General features: G+C 61.8%; 18 protein-coding genes. 16 read left to right on the top strand and 2 right to left on the bottom strand.

All coding sequences use genetic code 11. From position 1 onward, the window contains the following. Nucleotides 1–186: 186 nt before the first annotated feature. Complete coding sequence (locus tag N688_RS10830) at nt 187–699, bottom strand: putative immunity protein (RefSeq protein WP_052889290.1); 513 nt, start codon at nt 697–699, stop codon at nt 187–189. A 171-nt stretch (nt 700–870) separates the two neighbouring features. After that, nucleotides 871–2,496 (bottom strand): hypothetical protein, encoded by a 1,626-nt coding sequence (locus tag N688_RS10825; RefSeq protein ID WP_052889289.1) that lies wholly within the window; start codon nt 2,494–2,496, stop codon nt 871–873. Nucleotides 2,497–3,308: 812 nt separating this feature from the next. Between N688_RS10825 and N688_RS10820 the strand changes: the two genes are divergently transcribed. The 16 genes from N688_RS10820 (at nt 3,309) to N688_RS10745 (ending at nt 22,238) form a co-directional block, all read left to right on the top strand. Further along, complete coding sequence (locus N688_RS10820) at nt 3,309–4,007, top strand: NUDIX hydrolase (RefSeq protein ID WP_052889288.1); 699 nt, start codon at nt 3,309–3,311, stop codon at nt 4,005–4,007. A gap of 149 nt (nt 4,008–4,156) precedes the next feature. Further along, the gene (locus tag N688_RS10815) at nt 4,157–4,786 is read left to right on the top strand and encodes a response regulator (protein WP_052889287.1); all 630 of its coding nucleotides are present in this window, start codon (nt 4,157–4,159) and stop codon (nt 4,784–4,786) included. Between the two features lie 52 nt (nt 4,787–4,838). Further along, complete coding sequence (locus N688_RS10810; protein WP_052889286.1) at nt 4,839–6,401, top strand: PAS domain-containing sensor histidine kinase; 1,563 nt, start codon at nt 4,839–4,841, stop codon at nt 6,399–6,401. Between the two features lie 170 nt (nt 6,402–6,571). Then, nucleotides 6,572–6,985, top strand: coding sequence for a VOC family protein (locus tag N688_RS10805; RefSeq protein WP_052889285.1), 414 nt, complete (start codon nt 6,572–6,574; stop codon nt 6,983–6,985). 145 nt (nt 6,986–7,130) lie between these two features. After that, a complete protein-coding gene (locus N688_RS10800; RefSeq protein WP_052889284.1) occupies nt 7,131–8,012 on the top strand; it encodes an FAD binding domain-containing protein in 882 nt (293 codons plus the stop codon). Then, a complete protein-coding gene (locus N688_RS10795) occupies nt 8,012–8,527 on the top strand; it encodes a (2Fe-2S)-binding protein (RefSeq protein WP_052889283.1) in 516 nt (171 codons plus the stop codon). Before N688_RS10800 ends, N688_RS10795 begins: the two co-directional genes overlap by 1 nt. 23 nt (nt 8,528–8,550) lie before the next feature. Then, nucleotides 8,551–10,974, top strand: a complete 2,424-nt coding sequence (locus tag N688_RS10790; protein ID WP_052889282.1) for a xanthine dehydrogenase family protein molybdopterin-binding subunit — start codon at nt 8,551–8,553, stop codon at nt 10,972–10,974. A 102-nt stretch (nt 10,975–11,076) separates the two neighbouring features. Next, nucleotides 11,077–11,856, top strand: coding sequence for an SDR family NAD(P)-dependent oxidoreductase (locus N688_RS10785; protein ID WP_052889281.1), 780 nt, complete (start codon nt 11,077–11,079; stop codon nt 11,854–11,856). A 52-nt stretch (nt 11,857–11,908) separates the two neighbouring features. Beyond that, entirely contained in the window at nt 11,909–12,619 is a 711-nt protein-coding gene (locus N688_RS10780; RefSeq protein WP_052889280.1) for a cyclase family protein, read from the top strand. Nucleotides 12,620–12,699: 80 nt separating this feature from the next. Further along, entirely contained in the window at nt 12,700–14,319 is a 1,620-nt protein-coding gene (locus N688_RS10775) for a class I adenylate-forming enzyme family protein (RefSeq protein WP_052889279.1), read from the top strand. A gap of 6 nt (nt 14,320–14,325) precedes the next feature. Then, nucleotides 14,326–15,618 (top strand): hydroxyacid-oxoacid transhydrogenase, encoded by a 1,293-nt coding sequence (locus N688_RS10770; RefSeq protein ID WP_052889278.1) that lies wholly within the window; start codon nt 14,326–14,328, stop codon nt 15,616–15,618. Nucleotides 15,619–15,850: 232 nt separating this feature from the next. Then, complete coding sequence (locus N688_RS10765; protein ID WP_052889277.1) at nt 15,851–16,933, top strand: LacI family DNA-binding transcriptional regulator; 1,083 nt, start codon at nt 15,851–15,853, stop codon at nt 16,931–16,933. A 249-nt stretch (nt 16,934–17,182) separates the two neighbouring features. Then, nucleotides 17,183–18,760, top strand: a complete 1,578-nt coding sequence (locus N688_RS10760) for an APC family permease (RefSeq protein WP_052889276.1) — start codon at nt 17,183–17,185, stop codon at nt 18,758–18,760. Nucleotides 18,761–19,017: 257 nt separating this feature from the next. Continuing rightward, nucleotides 19,018–19,854 carry a BtpA family protein gene (locus N688_RS10755; RefSeq protein ID WP_052889275.1) on the top strand — a complete coding sequence of 279 codons (837 nt, stop codon included), beginning with the start codon at nt 19,018–19,020 and terminating at the stop codon, nt 19,852–19,854. Nucleotides 19,855–19,856: 2 nt separating this feature from the next. Further along, complete coding sequence (locus N688_RS10750) at nt 19,857–21,437, top strand: FGGY-family carbohydrate kinase (protein WP_081838728.1); 1,581 nt, start codon at nt 19,857–19,859, stop codon at nt 21,435–21,437. 15 nt (nt 21,438–21,452) lie between these two features. Continuing rightward, nucleotides 21,453–22,238, top strand: a complete 786-nt coding sequence (locus N688_RS10745) for an SDR family NAD(P)-dependent oxidoreductase (protein ID WP_052889274.1) — start codon at nt 21,453–21,455, stop codon at nt 22,236–22,238. The last annotated feature ends 61 nt before the right edge of the window (nt 22,239–22,299 follow it).

Here is a 22,299-nt window from a genome sequence, read left to right as displayed (position 1 = left end):
CAGGCCAGGCCGCCAGGCCAGACCTCTCAAGAAATCAGGATCGCTTCCCTCTCAAGCAGGAGATGCTTCTCTGCCAGGAGTGTAGAGAAGCAGATGGGTCCCTGTCAATGTGTAGGAGAGGGAAATGCGCACTCCCTTCTATTTTTATGAGTTCTTAATGTGAGGCTTGCCTTATCGGCGCTGCTTTCAAGAGAAGACGAACCAGCAGAGAGCGTTGCGGGCCCGCTGGTCATCAAGAACCAGCTCGCGAATGGCGTCGGGCAATTGATCGCGCTGCCACTGGCACTCATCCAGGCGTGCGCGCTCGCCCTCACCTGCCGGCGCGGCGGCACGGGCGGCCTTGATCGCATAAGCCGCAGCACCCAGGGCGTGGGCGGCCACATGGGCAACGACGGCGGCCTGACCAGCGGCATAGGCAGCGTAGCGGGCAGCTCCGCGCAGGTCTCTGGCGGCTGCCATTGCATGCCCGCCAGCGGCGCGGGCCTCCATCATCTTCATCTCACCGCGGACCCAGGCACGTGCAGCGGCGATGGCCTGACGCGGGCGCGGGTCCTCTGGACGGAGCGATTCGAAGAGCGGCAGAACGTGTTCTGCGCAGGTCGCCGCCCAAAGGGCGAGCAAGTGATGATGCTCATCGGTGAGTGTCCCCCCGCGGCGGATAGTCACCAGGCGGCGATCGCGCTCCTTTGGCAAAATCATATCTCTCGTTCCTTTCCAGCCAAATGTGGGCAGGAATCTACTGAGGTGAATCAGATCCACGTGGGCCGCCTCTCCAACGGCCTTTGCCCAGCCCACCGGAAACCTGATCGCGAGTGAGCGAGATGGCTGATGGCTGATGATTTGTTTGTCTACTCACGATGTGCTCGAGACTCAACCTGGGCGTGCGTCGCTCTCCGATCCACTCAGGTTGGAATCAGCCTCGTCGGGCCTGGCTGGCAAAGCCTTGCTTTCCTGAAAGCCCGGCAAGGAACGGACCATGCGCTGAAGCTCGCGCCACTGTTGGTGTGCCGAGCGCAGACGGCAGCGCATAAAATCAATACTCATGCTCAGGTCCTGCTGGGTGCGTCGCTGCGCGGCATCGCGGATCACCAGCGTTCCCACAACCGAGGCAGTCTCTCCCACCAGAGTGCCAGCAACCTGCCCGATCAGCGAGTAGAGCAGGCCGTTGTTGGTCAGTGTGACCTCAAGGAGCGCTCCGGCGATATTAAAGACGATCGCTACTACGGGGGACCAAACCCTCAGCTGGATATGCTTTCTTCTCTCCTGCATCAGATGGACAATTTTTCTTGTCAAGCGCATGTAACTCTCATACACATGAGCGGCGCCCCCGTCAGCGAAGGTCTGAGGGTGGGCGAGCAGGGTCCGCAGCTGCTGCATATAGTGTTGCCATTCATCCATGCGGCGGATCTCGGCCACATCCTGCAGGCTGAGCAGATGCAGAGACGGAAGGTTCAGTCCTTGTTGGACGAGATCAAAGGCCAGGCGCTTCAGGAGCTGGACGATCTCCTCGCCGGTAATCAACGGCAGCCGTTGGGGGGCAGCCAGCTCCTGCAAGGAGACACGTGGCAGGCTATCGGCGGGCGTCAAGAGATAACTGCCCAAAGCATCAGGCAGATTCGCATTATAGCGCAGATCGAAGAGCTGCTTCAACTCTGCAGCGAAAGGCTTGCGGCGATCGTAGCGCCGCTCTGCCGTATTTGGCCCGGCGACCACAAACTCCTTATAGAGGGCATCGCGTGTCACCTCCTTGTCGGCGGCGGTCAGATCGAGACAAAAGCGTTCGACCTCGACCAGGCGCTGGCGAAAAGGCTCCCTGGCGCTTTCCGGCAGGCCGAGGTCCTGCAGCCAGAGATCGAGATCATGCTGGGTAATGGACTTGGCGAAACTAGCAAAGGGATGCACCAGCAGCCGCCTGGCCCGGCGTTCATTCTCCTGATCATCCCAGGAAAGGCGGAGGCAGCGAGGACGTACCTCCTGGCAAATCTCCCGCCACTGCTCGAAGGCATCCGTGACGCCGAAAGCTTCTCCCTGGCCTGCTGGCAAGGACCGCGGCGGATCTGCCGGACTGCGCTCGTGGAGCAGGAAAGGGACAATGACCGCCTTTTCGAGCAACTCCTCGAAGATCAGGCGCATCGGATTACGTCGACCGACGTAATCCTGGGTCACTGCTGACGAGTTATAGAGATAGGCGCGATTAAGAATAAGCTGTTCGCTGTGGATCAGGAAGCGGATATACTCCGAGCGCACCTGATTTCTCAAGATTCGCTTGTGGGCCGATGTCATTTTCCCTGCCTGAAACGCTGGCTCAAGCAAGCTGCGCGGAAGCCACTGATTATCGAGGGCCTGAGCTACCACTGGAATATGTTCCAAATCATCGATGTTCAGACGCTCGAACTCAACGTTGTCCTCGCGTCCAATTCTGTCCAGCTGCTGGGGCTGCATTGACTGGGCCTGGTCCCGGATCAGTGGTAAAGATGATTCGGGAGACTCATTCAAGGCCAGACTCCTTTCGCTCAAAGAAGTAGCGTTCTGCTCTACCGTCCTATGCGTCGCCACTTGGATGAAGGATAAGGCTGAGTTCCCTCTAAGTAGTCCTAAACGTTACTGCTGGCTTCATTCTCCAATGGAGCGGCCAGGCTCTCCGCTACCGAGGCTATAAAGCAGCCCAGGAGAAGGGATTGCCAGGCTGGCCCCTCTCCTGGGGGCCGACTGCCATGCTGGCTGAAGACCTGGAAAGGCTGGCTGCCCGGCTTGCAGTAAGAGAGTGGACGGAGAGGGATCGAAAGCTTGTCTTCGGGAGGGGTGTCCTGGTGGAAAGGAGCCGGGCCATTGATGGAGGAGAGACAAGGTCAGCGAGTGATCCAGAGCCTTGGCGTGAGTCAGCCTGCTGCGCAACTGGCTGAAGGCCCGCCGGGGAGGAGGCTGGAGTCAGAGGGGAGCCGGAGCCGGTGCGCTGCAAGGCAGTCATGGGCCTTTGCTCCGTAGCGAATCAAGGAATTGGCTCCTGTGGCCACGAGTACACGCCCAAAGAGAGTTACGGGGATTGTATCATACTTCCTTCTTCTGCGTCAAGCTATGATCGGCCAGGGCGGTAGAAGCGAAGCTGGCTGAGAGAGGGTCTGGCCGGAGGCGCACCTTGACAGCAACGAAAGGGCTGGACTATTCTGGAACGTGTTGGGCATCGTGGGGTCTGCTGAAGGCGCGGTCAAGCCTGCTTGCTCATGAACCGAGCTTCTGCGCACGGCCTGGCGCCTTCCCTGACGTAGTGACTGAGGATCTTGCCAGGTTTTTGCAGGAGCAAGAATGAGATGAAGAATCCAGAGCAGTACTTCGAACTGGTTCAGGAGCGTCCCCAGCTCTTCAGCAATCCCGCAGAGACAGCCATTACGATCCTGCTTGACCAAGGAGCGATTGCTCAGGCCGAGGCCGTCATGCGAGAGGCGCTCATCGAGCAAGGGATAGACCCAGCCAGGGCCAGGGAATGGTCGCAGGCAGGCCTGGCCTATCGTGATCAATACCTGCTCGTGCTGCGTGATGCGGTACGTTTCCCAGATGGCGCGCTCGGTACCTATCTCCGCCTGGTGGAGCCGCGAGAGCATACGCCTGGTGTCGCGATCCTCGCGATGTCTCAGGGAAAGATCCTGCTGCTGCGTCATTTTCGTCATGCCACGCGCACCTGGCATCTGGAGATTCCGCGAGGTTTTGGCTGGCCTGGCTGCACCAGCGAGGAAAGCGCCTATAGAGAGCTGGAAGAAGAGTTAGGGACAAGACCTTTATGTCTCGTCCCTCTGGGACAGATCCACCCCAATACCGGCATGACCGCGGAGTGCGACGAACTCTTTTACGCTGAAGTCGCGGCCTATGGCGAGACAGACAGGCGGGAGGCCATTCATGAGATTCTGCCCACGCCGCTCCCCCTATTTGAGCGTCTCCTCCGTGAAAACGAGATCACCGATGGCTTCACCCTGGCGGCCTATGCGCAAGCCAAAGCCCGGGGACTCCTCTAGTCATCCCAGGCAAGCTGCTGTCTCCGGTGGAGGCGCCGCTCGAAGCGAAGGCGGGGACTCCGTTCGCTGCGCTGCTGGGTATGGTATACTCTGCTTCGGAATGCTGCCTGTAAAGAGGTCGCTGCTGATCGAACAAGGAGGGCTGCGCAATGATTCGCGTCCTGATAGCCGACGATCACAAAGTAGTGCGTCAAGGCTTGCGCCTCTTTCTCCGTATGGACCCGGATATCGAAATTGTAGGTGAGGCAGCGAACGGCGCCGAGGCCGTCGAACTGGCGCGCCAGCTGATGCCCGATGTCGTCCTGATGGACATTCTGATGCCTGTTATGGATGGCATAGCGGCCACAGCAGCCATTCGCCAGGAGCTGCCCGAGATCGAAGTGCTCGGGCTAACCAGCGTGCTCGAAGAGAAGACCATTATCGAGATTATGCGCGCTGGCGCCATTGGCTATCTACTCAAAGACCTTGACGGCGAAGAGCTGTGTCGCTCCCTGCGCGCTGCCGCCGCCGGTCAGGTGCAGCTCGCGCCCTCGGCCCTTACTCATCTGATGCACGAACTACACGGACAGGGTCAGGTTGAGAAGCTGACCGGGCGCGAAAAGCAGGTCCTTCAGCTTCTCGGTCAGGGCCAGTCGAACAAAGAGATTGCGCGCTCACTCCGCCTCCGCGAAGAGACAGTCAAGACCCACGTCAGCAACATTCTCCATAAGCTCGGCGTACAGAGTCGCACTCAGGCCGTCCTGTATGCCATGCGCAATGGCTTGATGCCCGCGCCCTAGCGCCTTCCTCGTCTCTCCCACCGGGGAGGTGCGCCTCAAGGGAGGTACCACCATGTCAAGTAGCTCGCGACCCGCCCTGACGTCTCGCAGAGCAGACAACAATCACTTGCCCCTGCAGCATCTTTTGCATCTCAGTCGGCTGGACCCGACCATCGTAGCGCCTTTGCTCGATCTGTCCCCAGACGGCTATCTGATCAGCAATGCCGAGCAGATCTGTCTCTATGGTAATCGGGCTGCTGCCGAGATCTTCGGACGCGAAGCCAGCAGCCTGCAGGGCCAACCGCTGAGCGTTCTCTTCCCCCAGCAGCAAAGCGAGGGCGCCCAGCTCTTCAGCCTGCGGGCCGGGCGCTGGTCGGCGGTCATCCTGCGTTCCAGTGGAGAGAAGCGGGAAGTAGAATGCCAGCAGAGCGTCATTGAGAGTCAGGGAGAGTGGTTCACCATCATCATTGTGCGTGACCTCACCTTCCAGCGCCAGCTTGAACGCAAAGCTGAAGTGCTGGCTCAGTTTGCCAGCACACTGGTTGGAGCCGGCTCGCTGGAAGCCACCCTCAACGCCCTGGCGCGGAGCGTGGTCCAGGCGACAGGAGTCATGGCCTGCCTCGTACCACTCATTAACGGTGATCCTCCACTCTTCCGGGTGGTTGGCAGCTACGGTCTCCCGCCAGGCTATGCCCCCGGCCTGGTGCGGCTGGTGCAGCAGGGCATCTGCCTCCCTACCATGCAGGCGTACGCGGAGCGGCGGACGGTCGTGGCGACTGGCCTGCGTCAGGCGTTATTAGCCGACCCCCATTACGAGCCTGTTCACCCTTTCCTGCGTGCCTCCTGCTGGGAGACCATCGTCTGTATCCCTTTGATCTATGGCAGCGAATGCCGGGGGGTCTTTACCGTCTATTGTCCGTCGGGGCCGCCGCCCGATGAGAGTGAGATCGCCTTCTTCTCGGCCATTGCCGATCAGGCAGCCGTTGCTGTCGAGAACGCGCGGCTGCTCCTGACCGCCCAGGAAAAGGCCGCCCTGGAAGAGCGTCAACGCCTGGCGCGTGAACTGCACGACTCAGTTGCCCAGGGTCTCTACGGCATCGTTCTGGGAGCGCAGGCGGCCCGAGCTGCTCTGGAGACCGATCAGAGGCATGCGCACGAATCTCTTGATTACGTGCTTTCCCTGGCCAGAGCTACCCATGCTGAGATGCGCTCGCTGATCTTCGCCCTCCATCCTGAAGCCCTGGAGAGCAATGGCATCGTCGAGGCGCTCGCCCGGCGCGCCGCGGCCATTAAGGCCCTGCACCAGCTGGATGTAGAGACCCGACTCGATGCTGAGCCAGTGCTTCCCCTGGAAACCAAAGAAGCGCTCTATCGCATTGCGCAAGAGGCGCTCTACAACGTGGTCAAGCATGCGCGCGCTCACCGCTGTCAGCTGGCTCTTTATAGGGAGGCAGGGACGATAGTTCTGGAAGTAGGCGATGATGGCCTGGGCTTCGATACCACGGCCACCTTTCCCGGCCATCTTGGGCTGCACTCCATGCGCGAGCGCGCCAGTCAAATCGGGGGCGTCCTCGAGATCATCAGCGCGCCAGCCCAGGGCACACTGGTCCGCGTCACACTCCCCCTGGCAACGTAAGTACGGCCTCCTTCCCCTTTTTGGGGGAGGAAGCCATCCCTCGAAAGTCTCTCCCTCCAACCATCCTTTGTCTGATGTATTCCTCCCTGCCAGGATGCTACGCTAGGAAAGGAAACGACGGCAGCATGGACTGACATTATGGCTGTTCTTTAGCAGGAGTGTGCGCTGTGATGGACATCCGTCGAGCCGACCATGTAGCTCTGCTGGTCAAAGAGGTGGACCGCTCACGCCAGTTCTATAGCCAGGTACTGGGTATGCAGGAGATTCCTCGCCCTCCCAACTTTGACTTTCCCGGCGCCTGGCTGACCGGAGGAGATTTTCAGATCCACCTGATTGGCGAAGAAATTGCCGGGCGTGCCTTGGAAACTCATCCTGGCTACCTGCCCGAGGAGCTGGCCCTCGGGCGGGTCACCCATCTGGCCTTTGAGGTCACAGACCTGGAGGTTGCCAGACAACACCTGCAGGCTCTGGGCGTGCCCATCGTCGGAGGGCCGCGACCACGCGGTGACGGTGTCATGCAGCTCTACATCTGTGATCCCGATAGCCATGTCATCGAACTCTTCGCCTGGTCATCGCGCCCTTGAGCGAGCAAACGAGCAATGGAAGCGGTGATCAGAACAGGCAGCAAAGACAGTCGCCATTGCCCCAAACGAGATCACAGGGCTGCCGCCTGCTCTCCAGCTGACGGCCCCTGACCTGAAGGACCCCGAGAAAGGAAGGAAACTGCTCATGAAGTCAGCGCGTTTCCGCTATTTTGCCCCACATACCATCGCTGAGGCCGTGCAATTGCTCGACGAGCAGGGCGATGAAGCGCGTCTTCTGGCTGGTGGCCAGAGCCTGCTTCCCTTGCTCAATCTCCGTCTGGCGCGCCCCTCAGCCCTCATTGACCTCAACGAGATCCAGGCTCTGGCCTTCATTCATCCGCGGAATGGCGGCCTGGTCTTGGGCGCTCTGACACGCGATGCTACCCTGGAGCGTGATCCACTGGTAGCAGCCCGGCAGCCCCTCCTGGTCGAAGCCGCCCACTACGTCGGGCACCCCGCCATTCGCCATCGGAGCACACTGGGTGGCAGCCTCGCCCATGCCGACCCGGCGGCGGAGCTACCCGCCGTGATGCTGGCCCTGGACGCTGCCTTCACTCTGCAGAGCAGCACCGGCAGTCGCACCATCGCGGCAGCGGCCTTCTTCAAGGGACCATTTCAGACGGCTCTGCAACATGGGGAAATTCTGACCGAAGTCCACCTGCCTGGCTTGCCGCCCCGCAGCGGTAGCGCCTTCCTCGAATTCGCACGGCGCGAAGGCGATTACGCCCTGGCCGGTGTTGCCGCTGTCATCTGCCTGGCCGAAGATGGCACCATCGCCCAGGCTCGCCTGACTCTCTGTAGCGTTGCCCCTACCCCTCTGCAGGCGACCACTGCCGAGGCCCTCCTCCGAGGTCGCCATCCCGACGATGCGGCCTGGCAGGCCGCCGCGGAAGCTGTTGTCAATGAACTCAAGGAGCCTCCCGCAGATATCCACGGCTCTGCCGATTATCGTCGTCACCTGGCGGGCGTGCTGACCCGGCGCGCCTTGGCGCTGGCCGCCCAGCGCGCAGAAAGGAGTCACTCATAATGGAAGACGACTTTATCCCGGTGCGCCTCTCTGTCAACGGCGTTCCCCATCGCCTCTTCGTCGAGCCGCGTCGCACCTTGCTGGATATGCTACGAGAGGACCTGGAGCTGACAGGCACAAACGCTGGCTGCGAGCACGGCAGTTGCGGCGCCTGCACCGTCCTGCTCGACGGCCAGAGCGTGCGGGCCTGCCTGTTGCTGGCTGTGCAAGCCAATGGCCATGAGGTGACGACTGTGGAGGGCCTGGCCCAGCATGGGCGCATGCATCCCTTACAAGAAGCCTTTTGGGAAAAACAGGCGCTCCAGTGCGGCTTCTGCACGCCGGGTATGCTCATGACGGCCTACGAGCTACTTCAGCAGAATCCTGATCCGACTGAAGAGGAAATCCGCTCTGCTCTTTCCGGCAATCTCTGCCGCTGCACGGGCTACCAGCACATCGTTGAAGCTATCCGTCTTGCAGCTCAGCGCCTGCGTGAGGGGGCGGAGGCTGCCACCTCTTCGGGGACGACGGCTTGATCTCATGAAAGGAGCGTGCACCCATGACCACCACCGTCAGCGAACGCGCCTGGATCGGCAAGGACCTCAAGCGGCGGGAAGATCCGGCCTTGCTCATGGGAACGGTCACCTATATCAACGATTTCAAGATCGCAGGCATGCTGCACGCCGCCGTTCTGCGCAGCCCCTATGCCCATGCCCGCATTCGGGCCATCGACACCAGCGCGGCGCGTGCTCTGCCGGGGGTGCAGGCCGTACTCACGGGCAAGGAGGCCGCCGAGGTCATTGGTCCTGTCCCGGCTTTCTGCGCTGAACCCGTCGTTGAACACGCCATTGCCGTCGAGAAAGTGCGCTATGCCGGCGAGGCAGTGGTCGCCGTCGCCGCCGAGAGCCGCGCTCTCGCTGAGGACGCCCTTGACCTGGTGGAAATTGACTGGGAGCCACTGCCAGCGGTGACCGACGCCCTCAGTGCTATGCAGCCCGGCGCGCCCCTCGTCCACGAGAACCTTGGGACCAACGTCGTCTATGACCATGTTTTTACCTTCGGCGATGTTGATGGCGACTTTGCCCGGGCTGATCATGTCATTCGGCGCCGCTTGCGCTGGCCACGAGCCACAGCGGCCCCGCTGGAGCCAAATGGCGCCGTCTGTGCTTACGACCCGGCCAGAGACACGATGGAGATCTGGTCGAATACCAACATGCTCAACTCGGCCTCCTGGGTCATGTCCAGCATGCTCAAGATCCCCCCCCACAAGCTCAACTTCTACCCGATGTATACCGGGGGCAGCTTTGGCAGCAAGCATTTCCTGGCCAAGGTCATCGGCATCGCCGGCGCCCTCTCCAAAGTCACAGGTCGCCCAGTCAAGTTCATGGAAGATCGCCTGGACAACCTGATGGCCAACGATTCTCAGGGGCCAGAACGTCTCTACGAGGCTGAGCTGGCAGTGACCAAAGACGGCCAGTTCCTCAGTCTGCGCCTGCGGACTATCGACGACTACGGTGCCTACTTCATCTTTGCCATTACCGGCAACACCAACATGATGGCGCAGATTACCGGCCCCTACACCATTCGCAGCGTGGAAACAGGCATCAAGGCCGTCTTGACCAACAAAAATCAGCAGACCGTCTTTCGGGGAGCTGGCTCCGACGTTGGCAACTGGGTGCTTGAGCGCCTGGTCGATGCCGCCGCCGAGCAGTTGGGGATCGATCGCGTCGAGATCCGCCGGCGCAACTTCATTCAGCCCGACCAGTTCCCCTACAAGATCCCGACCGGCAATGTCTACGACAGCGGTAACTATCCCGGCGTCCTCGACCTGGCCCTGGGGCACTTTGACCTTGACGCCTGGCGCCAGCAGCAGGCGCAGGCGCGCCAGGAGGGGCGCTATCTGGGCATTGGGCTGGCGACCGCCCAGCAGCGCAGCACCTACAGCTCGACGGAGTTCTGGTTTCACAATCCCGCACCAGCCACGGGCCTCAACTCGACCCCGGAAAGCGTGCGCATCAGTGTTGGCCCCACCGGAGGAGTGACGGTCACCATGTTCTCGCCGTTCTGGGGCAACAGTCCCGAGACCGTGGTGGCGCAGGTTGTAGCCGAGGAGCTGGGCATTGATCCCCGTGACGTCAACGTCACCTACGATAGCACCGCGCACGCCCTGCCGAGCGCCGGCCCGGGCGGCAGTCGCATGACGGTCATGCTGGCTGGGGCTGTGCATGGTGCTGCTGCCCGTCTCAAAGAAAAGATCTTCAAGATTGCCGCCCATATGCTCGAAGCCAGCGTCTCCGATCTGGAACTGGTTGGCGGTCAGGTGCGCGTCAAGGGCGTCCCCTCCTCCTCTGTCAGCCTGGCCGATATCGGCATGCGCGCCTACTGGTTCAAGCTCGACCTGCCGCCCGAGCTGGAGAGCGGTCTTGAGGGCACCTTTACCTACGATCACCCCTATACCACGAAGCCGCACGACGACCGCAAGGATCTGGGGGTCTTCTATCCGATTATGGGACACGCCGCCCATCTGGTGGCCGTCGAGGTGGATATTGAGACGGGCGCGGTACGCTTCAAGAAGTATGTGGCCGTGCACGACGTGGGCACTGTGCTTAATCCGCGTTCGCTGCAGGGCCAGATCCGCGGCGGCATCGCCCAGGGTATCGGGCTGGCGCTCTTAGAAGAGGTGCGTTACGGGCCAGATGGGCAGAATCTCACGTCGACCTTTGTCGACTACCTCTTGCCCTCGGCCAGCGATGTACCTGCCATCGAGGTCTACCATCACGAGACGCCCTCGCCCTTCACCGCCTATGGCGTCAAAGGTGGTGGAGAAGGCGGGCGCATGGTGGCGCCGCCAGCGGTCACGAGCGCCATCGAAGATGCCCTCAGACCCTTCGGGATCAGCATTGACGAGATGCCGATCACGCCCGAGAAGATTGTCCGCTGGGTCAAGGAGGCCCAGAGCCGCCACCAGAGACAGACAAACTGAGGCGAGGACCATATCACCGCAGGCAGCCCGCTCCAAAACGAGCGGCTGCCTCCTCTTTCGTCTGGCTCTGCAGGCCGTTCCGCTGAGGAGGAGGCGCTGCATATGCTCTTGCAAGAGAAAGTTGCCGTCATCACCGGTGGCGGACGTGGCATCGGTCGCGCGATTGCCCTGGCCTACGCCCAGGCGGGCGCTCGGCTGGCGCTGGCTGCTCGCTCTGTCACCGCCCTTGAAGAAACGCGCCGCATGGTCAGCGACCTCGGTGGCGAGGCCGTGGTCATTCCAACCGACGTCAGCGAGGCGACGGCAGTCGCCGGACTTGCTCAGGCCGTACAGGAGCATTTTGGGCGGGTAGATATCCTGGTCAATAACAGCGGGGCTGCGGGACCAACTGCCCCCCTCTGGGAGATCACTCCTGACGCCTGGGAAGAGACCTTTGCTGTCAATGTGCGCGGAACCTTTCTCTGCTGCCGGGCCTTGCTCCCGCTGATGATCGCTCAGGCTTCCGGCTGCATTCTCTGCATTGGCTCGATGACCGGCAAACGGCCCCTCTTCGGACGCACACCCTATGCGGCCAGCAAGCTAGCGCTGGTGGGGCTGGCGCGTACACTGGCCTGGGAGGTTGGTCCCTACGGCATCCGCGTCAATGTGATCTCGCCCGGCCCCGTCGAGGGTGAGCGCATCGAGCAGGTCATTCGCAAACAAGCGGAAGTCAAGGGCATCAGTCTGGAGGAGGCGCGCGCAACCTTCCTGCGCGATGCCCCCCTCGGGCGGCTGGTAACAGCGGAGGAGGTCGCTGCTGCGGCGGTCTTTCTGGCCTCGGAGCAGGCGGCTTCTATCACGGGCGAGGACCTCAATGTCTCAGCGGGTATTGTCATGTATTAAGGGCGAGAGCGCCATCCGGCCAGCTATTCTACACGCGGAGGGATCGCAAGCAATGACACGCCTGATTGATCTATCCCAGGAAATCTACCAGGGCATGTACGTCTATCCGGGCCACCTGAAGACCGTGATCTGGGAGCACCATTCGCATGAAGAGACGCGCAAGAACTTCGAAGGAGGGTTCTCCTACCAGTCGCGCGGACTGCTCATGAGCGATCACGGTCCCACTCACGTTGATGCCCTCAGCCACCTTGATCCGCGTCCCGAGGCTCCCTCGATCGACCAGATGGCGCTTGATCTCTTCTATGGTCCAGCGCTCTGTCTTGATGTCTCCTTTAAGGAGCCGCAGACCTACATTGGGGCGCGCGATCTTGACCTGGCCCTGGAAGGCTCTGGGAGCGAGCTGCGGCGCGGCGATATCCTGCTGCTCTATACCGGCACCTACAACCGTTACCACGGTACCGCCGCCTATCTAAGCCAGTATCCCGGCCTCGATGAGGCAGGCAGCAACTGGCTGCTCGAGCATGGAGTCAAAACCTTCGGCGTGGATGCGCCCAGCCCGGATAATCCCATCAGCCGGACCTATCCCTGTCATATGATGTGCCGTGCCCACGGAATCACCCATTACGAGAATCTGGCCAACCTTGAGCAACTGGTAGGGCGGCGCTTCATCTTTGTCGGCTTTCCCCTGCGCATTCGCCAGGGCACCGGCTCGCCGGTGCGCGCTGTTGCCATTCTCGAAGACGAGATCGAGGACAAGCGGTGAAATGCCGCCCGGAACGAGGCCCAAGGCCAGAGAAGGGAGATGGCTGAATCACCAAGGAAGGAAAGGAGTAGTGAGGAAAGATGAGGCCGAAGCCGTCAGTTGCGTCTGAACCTCTTCCAGAGCGCACGCGCGAGACCCATTACGGCAGAGCGGTCCTGACCTATGCTCGTCGCCCACGGCATTTCAACGAGGTGCTGCGTCGCTCGGTGGAGACCTTCCCAACAAAAACGGCGCTGATCTTCGAGGGCCAGCGCTGGAGCTATCGTCAGCTCTGGGAAGAGGCCTGTTCGCTGGCGGCAGTTCTGCAAGAAGATTACGCCTTCGACGTCGGCGAGCGTCTGGCGGTACTTACCGGCAACCTCCCCGAGTTCGTCATTGCTGCCGTCGGCTGCTCGTTGCTGGGGGGTGTGCTGGTACCGCTCAATACGCGCCTGCGTGGGCCGGAGCTGGGTGCTTTGCTGGCGCACTCTGGCAGCCGGGTGCTGATTACGACAACAGAGCACTGGGAGCAGCTGGCTCCGGAGCCAGCTGCCTTGAAGGAACTCCAGGGCGTCTTTGTGATTGGCAGCGGGCAGGCTCAGGGGCAGGCGAGAACTCGCCCCTGGCGCGACCTGCTGCGTGGCGGTCACCCGAGGCCGGTCGAGATCGACGAAGACAGCCCGCTCTACCTCTGCTATACCTCGGGCACCACCGGCTTGCCCAAGGGCGTCATCTGCACCCACTTTAACCTCATCCACACCCTCCTCAACTACGAGCTGGTCAAAGGACTGAGCGCTGACGACGTCACTCTGCTCGGCGTTCCCATCTTCCATATTACCGGGCTGGCGGCCCAGTGCGCCCAGTTTCTCTACCAGGGCGGCACCCTGGTCCTGCAGCGCCTGCCTTTCCGACCCGGTCCGGCGCTAGAGCTGATCGAGCGCGAGCGCGTGACCCACTTTTTCGGCGTGCCCACGATGTACATCATGCTCATGAATCACGGCGATTTTCAGCAGCGCGACAGCTCATCGCTGCGCCTGGCGGCCTCGGGTGGGGCCCCTTTGCCACCAGATGTCGTGCGGAGCTGGACGCAGCAAGCCCCGCAGGTGCGGTTCTTCAACTTCTACGGCCTGACCGAGACCACCTCGCCTGCGACCTGCCTGCCGGACCGCTACAAGCAAGAGCGACCCGGCTCGGCGGGGTTGCCGCTGCCGGTCAGCGAGCTGCAGGTCGTTGACGATCATCATCAGCCAGTGCCGCCCGGGACGGTGGGCGAGCTGGCCATTCGCGGCCCTATGGTCTTCAAAGAGTACTGGCGCAATCCCGAGGCGACGCAGGCGGCCTTTCTCGACGGCGGCTGGTTTCTGACGGGCGACATGGCCCGCCTTGACGAGGATGGTTTCGTGCACATTGTGGACCGCAAAAAGGATATGATTAACAGAGCAGGGGAGAAAATCTACTGCGCCGAAGTCGAAAACGTTCTGTATGGCCATCCCGCCGTGCTGGAGGTAGCCGTCGTTGGGCAGGCAGACCCCTTCTACGGAGAAATCGTCAAGGCGGTAGTGGTGCCGCGTCCAGGTCAGGTGCTGGATACCGAAGAGCTGCGGGCCTTCGCGGCGCAGCGCCTGGCCTCGTTTAAAGTGCCAGCACTGATCGAAGTACGGGACGAGCTGCCGCGCAATCCTGGCGGGAAGGTCATGAAGCAGCTACTGCGAGGGAGATGAACCATCATGGGGTGCCTCGACGTTCCGAACGAAACCGTCTTTGTCATGGAGATGACTCCCATCAAGTTTGGCATAGGAGCAACTGCCGAAGTGGCCTATGACGCCAAACGGCTGGGTATCCAACGGGCCTTGATCGTCACCGACCGCGGTCTCATGCAGCTCGGCCTGCCCGAGCGCGTGCGCCGTCTGCTCACCGAGGCGGGCCTCCAGGCAGACATCTACGATGATGTCCACGTCGAACCGACGGATCGCTCGTTTGAGGAGATCGCCCGTTTCATCGAGGGCCGCAACTACGATGGGATGATCGCCATTGGCGGAGGCAGCAGCATCGATACTGCCAAGTGGGCGCGCCTCTATGCCACCTACCCGGCGCCGCTCATGGACTACGTCAATAAGCCCATCGGCAAAGGGCAGCCCGTCCCCGGACCGCTCAAGCCGCTCATCGCCATCCCGACAACCGCCGGCACAGGCAGCGAAACAACGGCGGTAGCTATTCTAGACATCCTCGCGCTCAAAGTCAAAACCGGCATCTCCCACCCCTTTCTACGCCCCACGTTCGCCATTATCGACCCCCTCAACACAGTCACCCTGCCACCTATGGCGACGGCCTACCCTGGCTTCGATGTCCTCACCCACGCACTGGAGTCCTACACCAGCCGGCCCTACCAGGCCCGCCCGCGCCACAAGCCGGAGGAGCGCCCGGTCTATGTCGGGAGCAATCCCATCAGCGATCTCTGGTGCGAGAAGGCCCTGGAATATCTCGGGCACTACCTGCGCAGAGCCGTCCTCAACGGCATGGACGTAGAGGCCCGCACCTATCTGGCGCTGGCAGCTACCTATGCCGGCATCGGCTTTGGCAACGCCGGCGTCCATATTCCGCATGCCCTCGCCTATCCCATCGCCGGCATGGTCAAGCGCTTCTCGCCGCCCGACTATCCGCACGAAGAGCCGCTCATCCCGCATGGCCTCTCAGTGATCGTCACCGCGCCGGCAACCTTCCGCTGGACCTATCCCGCTGACCCGGAGCGTCATCTGCGAGCGGCCCAGTTGCTCGGAGCCCAGGTCAGTGGCCTGAATGAGGCGCAGCGACGGGAGATCCTGCCACAGACCTTGCTGACCCTCATGCGCGATACGGGGGTCCCCAGCAACCTGGGAGCGCTCGGCTATACAGGTGAAGAGGTGCCAGCCCTCGTCGAGGGCGCACTCAAGCAGCAGCGCCTGCTCGTGAACAGTCCGCGCGCTGTAGGAGCCGAGGAGCTGCGTCAACTGATCGAGCAGAGCTTTGAGGCCGCTCCCTGATCCTGAGCGCTCATGACCTGATGGCCTGGTGCTTTGGCCCTCAAAGATCCCTCTGGCTTGCTGCCGCTCTCGCCCGCTGTCCCACTCTTTCCTGTGCTCGTGCCCAGCAGCGGGCGACAGGGCGGCGACCGGAGGGCCGACCCTTGACAATCAAAACGTTTTCCCTTATACTTCCCCATATCAAAATCAAAACGTTTTGATTACCAGGTGAAAGGGCCGAAGCGGAGCAGGGATGACCACTATCAAAGATGTTGCGCGGGCGGCTGGAGTCTCGGTGAGCACGGTATCGCATGTGCTCTCAGGACGGCGACCGATCAGCGAACCCACGCGCTTGCGGGTAATGGAAGCCATCGAGCGTCTCGGCTATCGTCCGAATCGGCTGGCCCAGGGCCTGGTGAGCAAAAGCAGCCGTTCGCTGGGGCTGCTGGTGCCGGACCTGGCCAACCCCTTCTTTGGCAGCATGGCTGAGGCGATGGAGATCGCAGCGCACGACCGGGGCTATAGTGTCATTCTCTGCAACACGAATCTTGATCCGAAGCGCGAGGCCGACTATCTTTCGATGCTGCTCAGTCGTCAGGTTGACGGCCTGCTCTATTTCCCCGGGACGCGCGTTCCCAATCGGGCGCTGCTGGAGGCGGTAGCTGCCGGGGTGCCCGTAGTGGTGGTTGACGAGCGTATCGATAATCTGCCGGGCGTCTTTGTGGACAACTTTGATGGGGGGCGCCAGCTTGGGCGACTGCTTGCACAGTTGGGGCACCGCTCGCTCCTCTTTATCGGAGGGCCGGAGGGTCTGCCCACGGTGACGGATCGCCTGAATGGTCTCCGCGCTGGCCTGGCCGAAGGCGGGAGGGCGTCCGTGAACCTGCTCCTGCGCTTTGGCGAGTATCGCGCCAGCCACGGCTACGAGATCATCCATGCCTGTGCGCGTGAGGGGGTCTTTGCCGCCGTGGGGGACGAGCGTCCGACTGCGGTCGTGGCTGCCAACGATATGATCGCTTTGGGAGCGCTGCGCGCCTTGCGTGAGCTACAGCTACACGTGCCGCGCGACTGCTCGCTTACTGGCTTCGATGGCGTTGAGTTCACGGCGATGATCACGCCATCGCTCACCACGGTCCAACAGCCATCGACGCGGGTAGCCACCGCTGCCGTGGAGCTGCTGCTCCAGCGCATCGAGGCTCATGAGAACCATCGTGACCGCGAGCGCGCCGCTCAAGAGCATCAGCCCTACGCGGATGCTGCGCCGGTGATCCCCCATGTGGTTCTGCCGGTCACGCTCGTGGTACGCGAATCGGTGGCGCCACCGCCGCGAAACTAGCGACTTTCATCCAGTGCCGCTTGCCCATACGATCGCTTTCGTCTCAGGAGGTGGGAGCAGCGCTACAATCTTTTTTCTTCCTTTCCTTGCCTGTCAGGCCAGTCATATGTCCTGATCTCTGGACATCATTGTGACCTGATTCTCTCCCACGGTGAGCTGCTTTTGCCGGGAGGGACAGCTATCGTGGTCGGCGCAGCCGACCGCTGTTGTCCGCTGTTTGCATTCCCCTGCATCTGGAGGGAGGATCTGATGTCTACCGTCAGCAAGGGAGCAGCAGGCACCACGACGCATTTTGTGCGCAATGCTACCGGTCTGGTGCGCGAGCTGTCGCCGTTTGACGCCTTCAACCTGGTCTTTTCCGCTGTCCTCATTCCGGTGGGGATCACGCAGGTCTTCTCATTTGCGCCCACCTTCTGGCCTGGCGCGAATGTCCTGATCTCCTTTCTGCTCTCGCTGCCGCTAGTCTTCTGCTTTGGCATGGTCTACCTCTATTTCACGGTAGCGATGCCGCGCTCCGGCGGTGACTATGTCTGGGTCAGCCGGGTGCTGGGGCCAGGAATTGGTTTCCTGACCAATCTGACGCTGACCTTTGTCTTCACGACCTGGATTTCCTTTAACTTCACGACCATGCTGACACTGTTGGGTCCCAGCCTGGGCTTTGTAGCCGGTTTTACCTGGGCCCCCGACCAGCTCACGCAATTTCTGATCGCGACTGTGCTCACCGTGGTTTTTGCTGGCCTGATGGTGTTGGGAGCCCGGCGGGTGGCGCGCTATATGCTGGTGATGTTTGTCGTGGTCTGGCTGGGTATGCTGGTCTGGCTGATTGGTCTGGCGATGACCGATCACAGCGCGTTTGTCAGCAATTTTAACGCCCACAGCGGCACCACCCTTTCCGGTGTGGTCAGCGCGGTGGCGAAGGCTGGTTTCTCATCGGGCGCAGGTCTGGATTGGGCCGGCACGATCTTCGCCATGATCTACGCCTTCCAGGTCTTCACGGGATTCCAGTGGACCGGCTACTTTGCGGGCGAGATCAAGAATGTGCGGCGGACCGCGACCTTCTCTATTCTGGGGGCCTTGCTCATCAGTGCCCTGCTCTACGTCTTAGGGAGCGCTCTGATCTATCGCACCTATGGCGCGGAATTCAGTTCGCTGGTCTATCTGGGCTTCAACGTCTCGCCCTCGCCCTTGTCATTTGCTCCGTACTTGCCATCGCTGGTCAAGTTCCTGTCGCTGCCCACTGTCCTGCAGGTATTTGTGACGGCCTGCTTTGTGCTCTCGGTCCTCTGGTGGACGCCGACCGGCTTTATGATCGCCACGCGCAACCTCTTCGCCTGGTCCTTTGATCGCCTGGCGCCGGCGGGAGTGGCAGAAGTAAGTGAGCGCCTGCACACGCCGGTGATTGCCACCGTGGTGATTGCCCTCTGGATCGAGCTGCTCAATTACCTCAACATTTATCAGGGCCTGAGCGCCCTCCTGATCAATGTGATTGCGGTCATGGCGCTGGCCTTTATTGCTGTGGCCCTGGCAGCGATCCTGATGCCCTTCACGCGCCCGTCTCTCTTTGAGGAGGCGCCAGCAATGGTACGGGTTCGCTTGTTTGGTGTCCCCGTACTGACGCTGGTCGGCGTCGTGATGCTCTTGAGCTGGGCCTTTGTCCTCTATGTCACCTTTGCGACGACTGCCTTTGGCAAGGTCTCGCCGCTCTCAATGGCGGAGGCCTTCGCTGTCCCGGTGCTGGGCCTGATCTACTATCTGATCGTACGGTTGATCCGCCAGCGCCAGGGCATTCAGCTCAGCGCGGCCTTCCGTGAGATCCCGCCTGAGTAAGGGCAGGAGAAGGAGCGGGGCGCGCGTGGAGAGAGCAGAGCAGTCCCTGCCCAACCAGGCAGAGGGCGATAGATCTGTCCCGCGCCGTCCCCGGCTCTCCTCAAGAGGCTGGGTCTCGCCCTGCGCATGAGTCTTATGGGTCCGGCCCTTTGCCTGGACCAGGGCCGGAGGCTCAGGCTAATCGCGAGGACATTTGGCCAGGTGTCTGTTGCCTATGTACTTGTGTGGTGAGTCGCTCTCAGGGAGGAAAGAAGAAGATGTCAGAGAGAGCAGCAGGGTCGGGTTCTGTGCTAGAACAGCTCTTCGGACGCTCGCGTCCGGTAATCGCCATGATGCATTTGCCGCCCTTACCGGGGCGACCGCTCTATGACAGTCGCGCTGGAATGGCGGCCATTCTCGACGCCCTCCGGCGTGATTTGGAAGTTCTCCAGGAGGGGGGGGTAGACGGGCTGCTCTTCTGCAATGAAGGCGATCGCCCCTATGCCCTCCAAATCGATCGCGCTCAGGTAGCGGCGATGGCTGCCGCCATTGGCGAGCTGCGTCCCTATCTGAGCTTGCCTTATGGGGTTGACCTGCTCTGGGACCCGCTGGCGGCGCTGGCGGTAGCCCAGGCGGTACGGGCCAGTTTCGTGCGCGAGGTCTTTACCGGCGTCTATGACAGCGACATGGGCCTCTGGCAGCCTGATGCCGCTGCCGCCCTGGACTATCGCCGGCAGATCGGGGCCGACACCATTCGGCTCTTCTTCAACATCGAGCCGGAGTTTGCCCGTCCACTGAGTCCGCGCCCCATTGGAGCGCTGGCGCGGAGTGTGGTCGTCTCCTCGCTGGCCGATGCCATTCTGATTTCCGGTCCAATGGCTGGGGCTGAGGCCGATCTCAGTCACATTCGCGAGGCCAAGGCCGCTGTTCCTTCCACCCCGGTGCTGGCCAACACTGGGGTGCGCATCGAGACTGTCCGGGCCACGCTGGCGGTTGCCGACGGCGTGATCGTCGGTACTGGTCTCAAGCGCGACGGCTACACCTGGAATCCGGTTGATCCCGAGCGTGTGCGGCGCTTTATGGATGAGGTGCGTGCTGCGCGCGAGGAGGCCTGACGATGGCCGCTCAGAAGCGCTACGCGCTGGGGCTGGACGTGGGTACCACTGCCTTAAAGACTGTCGCTCTCGAGCGTGAGCGTGGCCTGGTGGCGCAGGTTGAGCGCCCGCATGAGCTGCGCTCGCCTCAACCGGGCTGGGCCGAAGAGGATGCCGAGCAATGGTGGCAGACCTGTCAGGAGGCGCTGCGCGAGCTGTTGAGGCAGATCCCTGCCGACGAGATTGCGGCGATCGGCGTCTCGGGCATGGTGCCAGCGATGGTGCTGCTAGATCAGAGCGGGCGCCCGCTGCGCCCGGCTATTCTGCAAAACGATGCCCGCTCGGCTCTGGAAGTCGAGGAGTTGCGCGCCGCCGTCGATGCGGACGAGTTTTTCCAGGTGACCGGAGGCGTCGTCAACCAGCAAAACATCGATCCGCGCTGGCGCTGGCTGCTCAAGCACGAGCCCCAGGTGGTAGCGCGCACCGCCTGCCTTTGCGGCTCCTATGACTTCATTGTGTTTCGCCTCACTGGTCAGCTGTCGCTCGAAGAGAACTGGGCCGCGGAGAGTGCGCTCTATGATGTGCGGCGGCGGCAGTGGCATCAGCCCTATCTGGATCATGCTGGCATCGCGCGCGCCCTGCTGCCGCCGGTGCATGCCCCTACTGAGATCGTGGGAGGAGTCAGCACGGCGGTGGCGGAAACAACGGGCCTGCTGGCTGGAACGCCGGTGGTGGCTGGAAGCGCCGACCATGTGGCGGCGGCGCTGGCGGCAGGTCTGACTCAGCAGGGCGATATCTTGTTGAAGTTCGGCGGGGCGGGCGACATTCTCTATTGCTCCGATCAGCCGGAGCCTGATCCCCATTTCTACTTTGATTATCACGATATCCCTGGGCTGACGCTCATCAATGGCTGCATGGCGGCCAGTGGCTCGCTGGTGAAATGGTTTACGGCCCAGCTGGCCCCCGGCTGCTCGCTGGCTCAGTTAGATCAGGAGGCGGCTGCCGTTCCTGCCGGTTCCGATGGCGTGTTAGTGCTGCCCTATTTTCTGGGGGAGAAGACCCCCATTTTCGACCCGACGGCACGTGGCGTCTTCGCCGGTGTCATGCTCCATCATCGGCGTGCCCATCTCTATCGGGCCGTGCTGGAAGCGGTCTGTTATGGCTTTGCCCATCATCTGGAGCTCCTGCGCGAAGCAGGGCGACCTATTCGGCGCATCTGTGCTGCTGATGGGGGCAGTCGGAGCGCTCTCTGGATGCAAATCGCCGCGGATGTCGTCGGTCAGCCAGTGACAGTGGTAGCGGGTGAGGCGGCCTCGGCTCTGGGCGTAGCCTACGTAGCCGGAATGGGGGCCGGCCTCTTTGAGCGCTGGGAAGAGATCGCGCGCTTCATCGCTCAGGGGCCGACCTACTGGCCCCGCGCCGAGCAGGTGGCGCTCTATCGTCGGGGTTTCTTCCTCTACCGCGATCTCTACCGTCGTCTGCAGCCGCTTTTCCCCGAGCTGGCTCAGCTTGCGGATGTAGCGCGTCTAATTCAGGACCAGGCAGATCTACCCGTCCAGTCTGGTGGTCTCAACTCAACTCAGACTGAACCGAGAAAGCCATAAGGAGGACCAAGGGAGATGCTCTTAGCTGGTTTGCGCGGTTTTATCACTGGTGCAGGTACCGGGATTGGGCGCGCCATTGCTCTGGAGATGGTGCGTGAGGGGGCCGATCTCTATATTACCGATCTGGATGGGGAGGCCGCTCAGCGCACCGCGGCTGAAGCGAGGACGCTCCGACCAGAGGCCCGTCTCTATGCTGCGGCTCTCGATGTGCGACAGGGCGCGGCAGTGGCAGCCTGTATTGAAGATGCTCAGGCTCGTCTGGGGGGCCTGGAGCTGGCGGTCAACAACGCCGGCGTTTCTTCGATGGCCCGCGTGGTGGACCTGACCGAGGACGACTGGAACTTTAACATGGACGTCAATGCCAAAGGGGTCTTTCTCTGCTGTCAGGCCGAGGTACGCGCCATGTTGCGTCGTGGAGGGGGAGGGAGCATCGTCAACATTGCTTCGATGGCCGGCAAGAAGGCGGCGCCCTTCCTGGCCCACTATTCCGCCTCCAAGTTCGCTGTCGTTGGCTTCACCCAGGCTCTAGCGCTTGAGACTGCCGAGGCCGGTATTCGCGTCAATGCTGTTTGCCCGGGCTATGTGCGGACCTCAATGCAAGAGCGTGAAGTGGTTTGGGAGGCCCAATTGCGGGGTATCACGTCCGAGGAAGTCATCGCCGACTATCTGCGGGCGATCCCACTGGGGCGCCTGGAGGAGCCGGAAGATGTGGCGCGGGTGGTGGCCTTTCTATTGAGTGAGCGCGCAGCCTATATGACCGGTCTGGCGGTCGATGTGAACGGCGGGGCGTTCATGTCCTGACCGACCGCTGGGCTGGATAGGAGAAGGTATGTCATCCGGTCTGGTGCGCCTCGCCTGCCGA

It is taken from the genome of Thermogemmatispora carboxidivorans (genome assembly GCF_000702505.1).
Classification (GTDB): domain Bacteria; phylum Chloroflexota; class Ktedonobacteria; order Ktedonobacterales; family Ktedonobacteraceae; genus Thermogemmatispora; species Thermogemmatispora carboxidivorans.
Note: the sequence above shows the minus strand (reverse complement) of the source record. Positions and strands in the feature narration are given on the sequence as shown.

Excerpts from the sequence above, each read along its gene's own strand:
- N688_RS10760 (WP_052889276.1), top strand. The coding sequence starts at position 17,183 with ATGTCTACCGTCAGCAAGGGAGCAGCAGGCACCACGACGCATTTTGTG.
- N688_RS10750 (WP_081838728.1), top strand. The coding sequence starts at position 19,857 with ATGGCCGCTCAGAAGCGCTACGCGCTGGGGCTGGACGTGGGTACCACT.
- N688_RS10810 (WP_052889286.1), top strand. The coding sequence starts at position 4,839 with ATGTCAAGTAGCTCGCGACCCGCCCTGACGTCTCGCAGAGCAGACAAC.
- N688_RS10800 (WP_052889284.1), top strand. The coding sequence starts at position 7,131 with ATGAAGTCAGCGCGTTTCCGCTATTTTGCCCCACATACCATCGCTGAG.
- N688_RS10775 (WP_052889279.1), top strand. The coding sequence starts at position 12,700 with ATGAGGCCGAAGCCGTCAGTTGCGTCTGAACCTCTTCCAGAGCGCACG.
- N688_RS10805 (WP_052889285.1), top strand. The coding sequence starts at position 6,572 with ATGGACATCCGTCGAGCCGACCATGTAGCTCTGCTGGTCAAAGAGGTG.
- N688_RS10830 (WP_052889290.1), bottom strand. The coding sequence starts at position 699 with ATGATTTTGCCAAAGGAGCGCGATCGCCGCCTGGTGACTATCCGCCGC.
- N688_RS10755 (WP_052889275.1), top strand. The coding sequence starts at position 19,018 with ATGTCAGAGAGAGCAGCAGGGTCGGGTTCTGTGCTAGAACAGCTCTTC.
- N688_RS10790 (WP_052889282.1), top strand. The coding sequence starts at position 8,551 with ATGACCACCACCGTCAGCGAACGCGCCTGGATCGGCAAGGACCTCAAG.
- N688_RS10795 (WP_052889283.1), top strand. The coding sequence starts at position 8,012 with ATGGAAGACGACTTTATCCCGGTGCGCCTCTCTGTCAACGGCGTTCCC.
- N688_RS10765 (WP_052889277.1), top strand. The coding sequence starts at position 15,851 with ATGACCACTATCAAAGATGTTGCGCGGGCGGCTGGAGTCTCGGTGAGC.
- N688_RS10780 (WP_052889280.1), top strand. The coding sequence starts at position 11,909 with ATGACACGCCTGATTGATCTATCCCAGGAAATCTACCAGGGCATGTAC.
- N688_RS10770 (WP_052889278.1), top strand. The coding sequence starts at position 14,326 with ATGGGGTGCCTCGACGTTCCGAACGAAACCGTCTTTGTCATGGAGATG.
- N688_RS10785 (WP_052889281.1), top strand. The coding sequence starts at position 11,077 with ATGCTCTTGCAAGAGAAAGTTGCCGTCATCACCGGTGGCGGACGTGGC.
- N688_RS10820 (WP_052889288.1), top strand. The coding sequence starts at position 3,309 with ATGAAGAATCCAGAGCAGTACTTCGAACTGGTTCAGGAGCGTCCCCAG.
- N688_RS10745 (WP_052889274.1), top strand. The coding sequence starts at position 21,453 with ATGCTCTTAGCTGGTTTGCGCGGTTTTATCACTGGTGCAGGTACCGGG.
- N688_RS10815 (WP_052889287.1), top strand. The coding sequence starts at position 4,157 with ATGATTCGCGTCCTGATAGCCGACGATCACAAAGTAGTGCGTCAAGGC.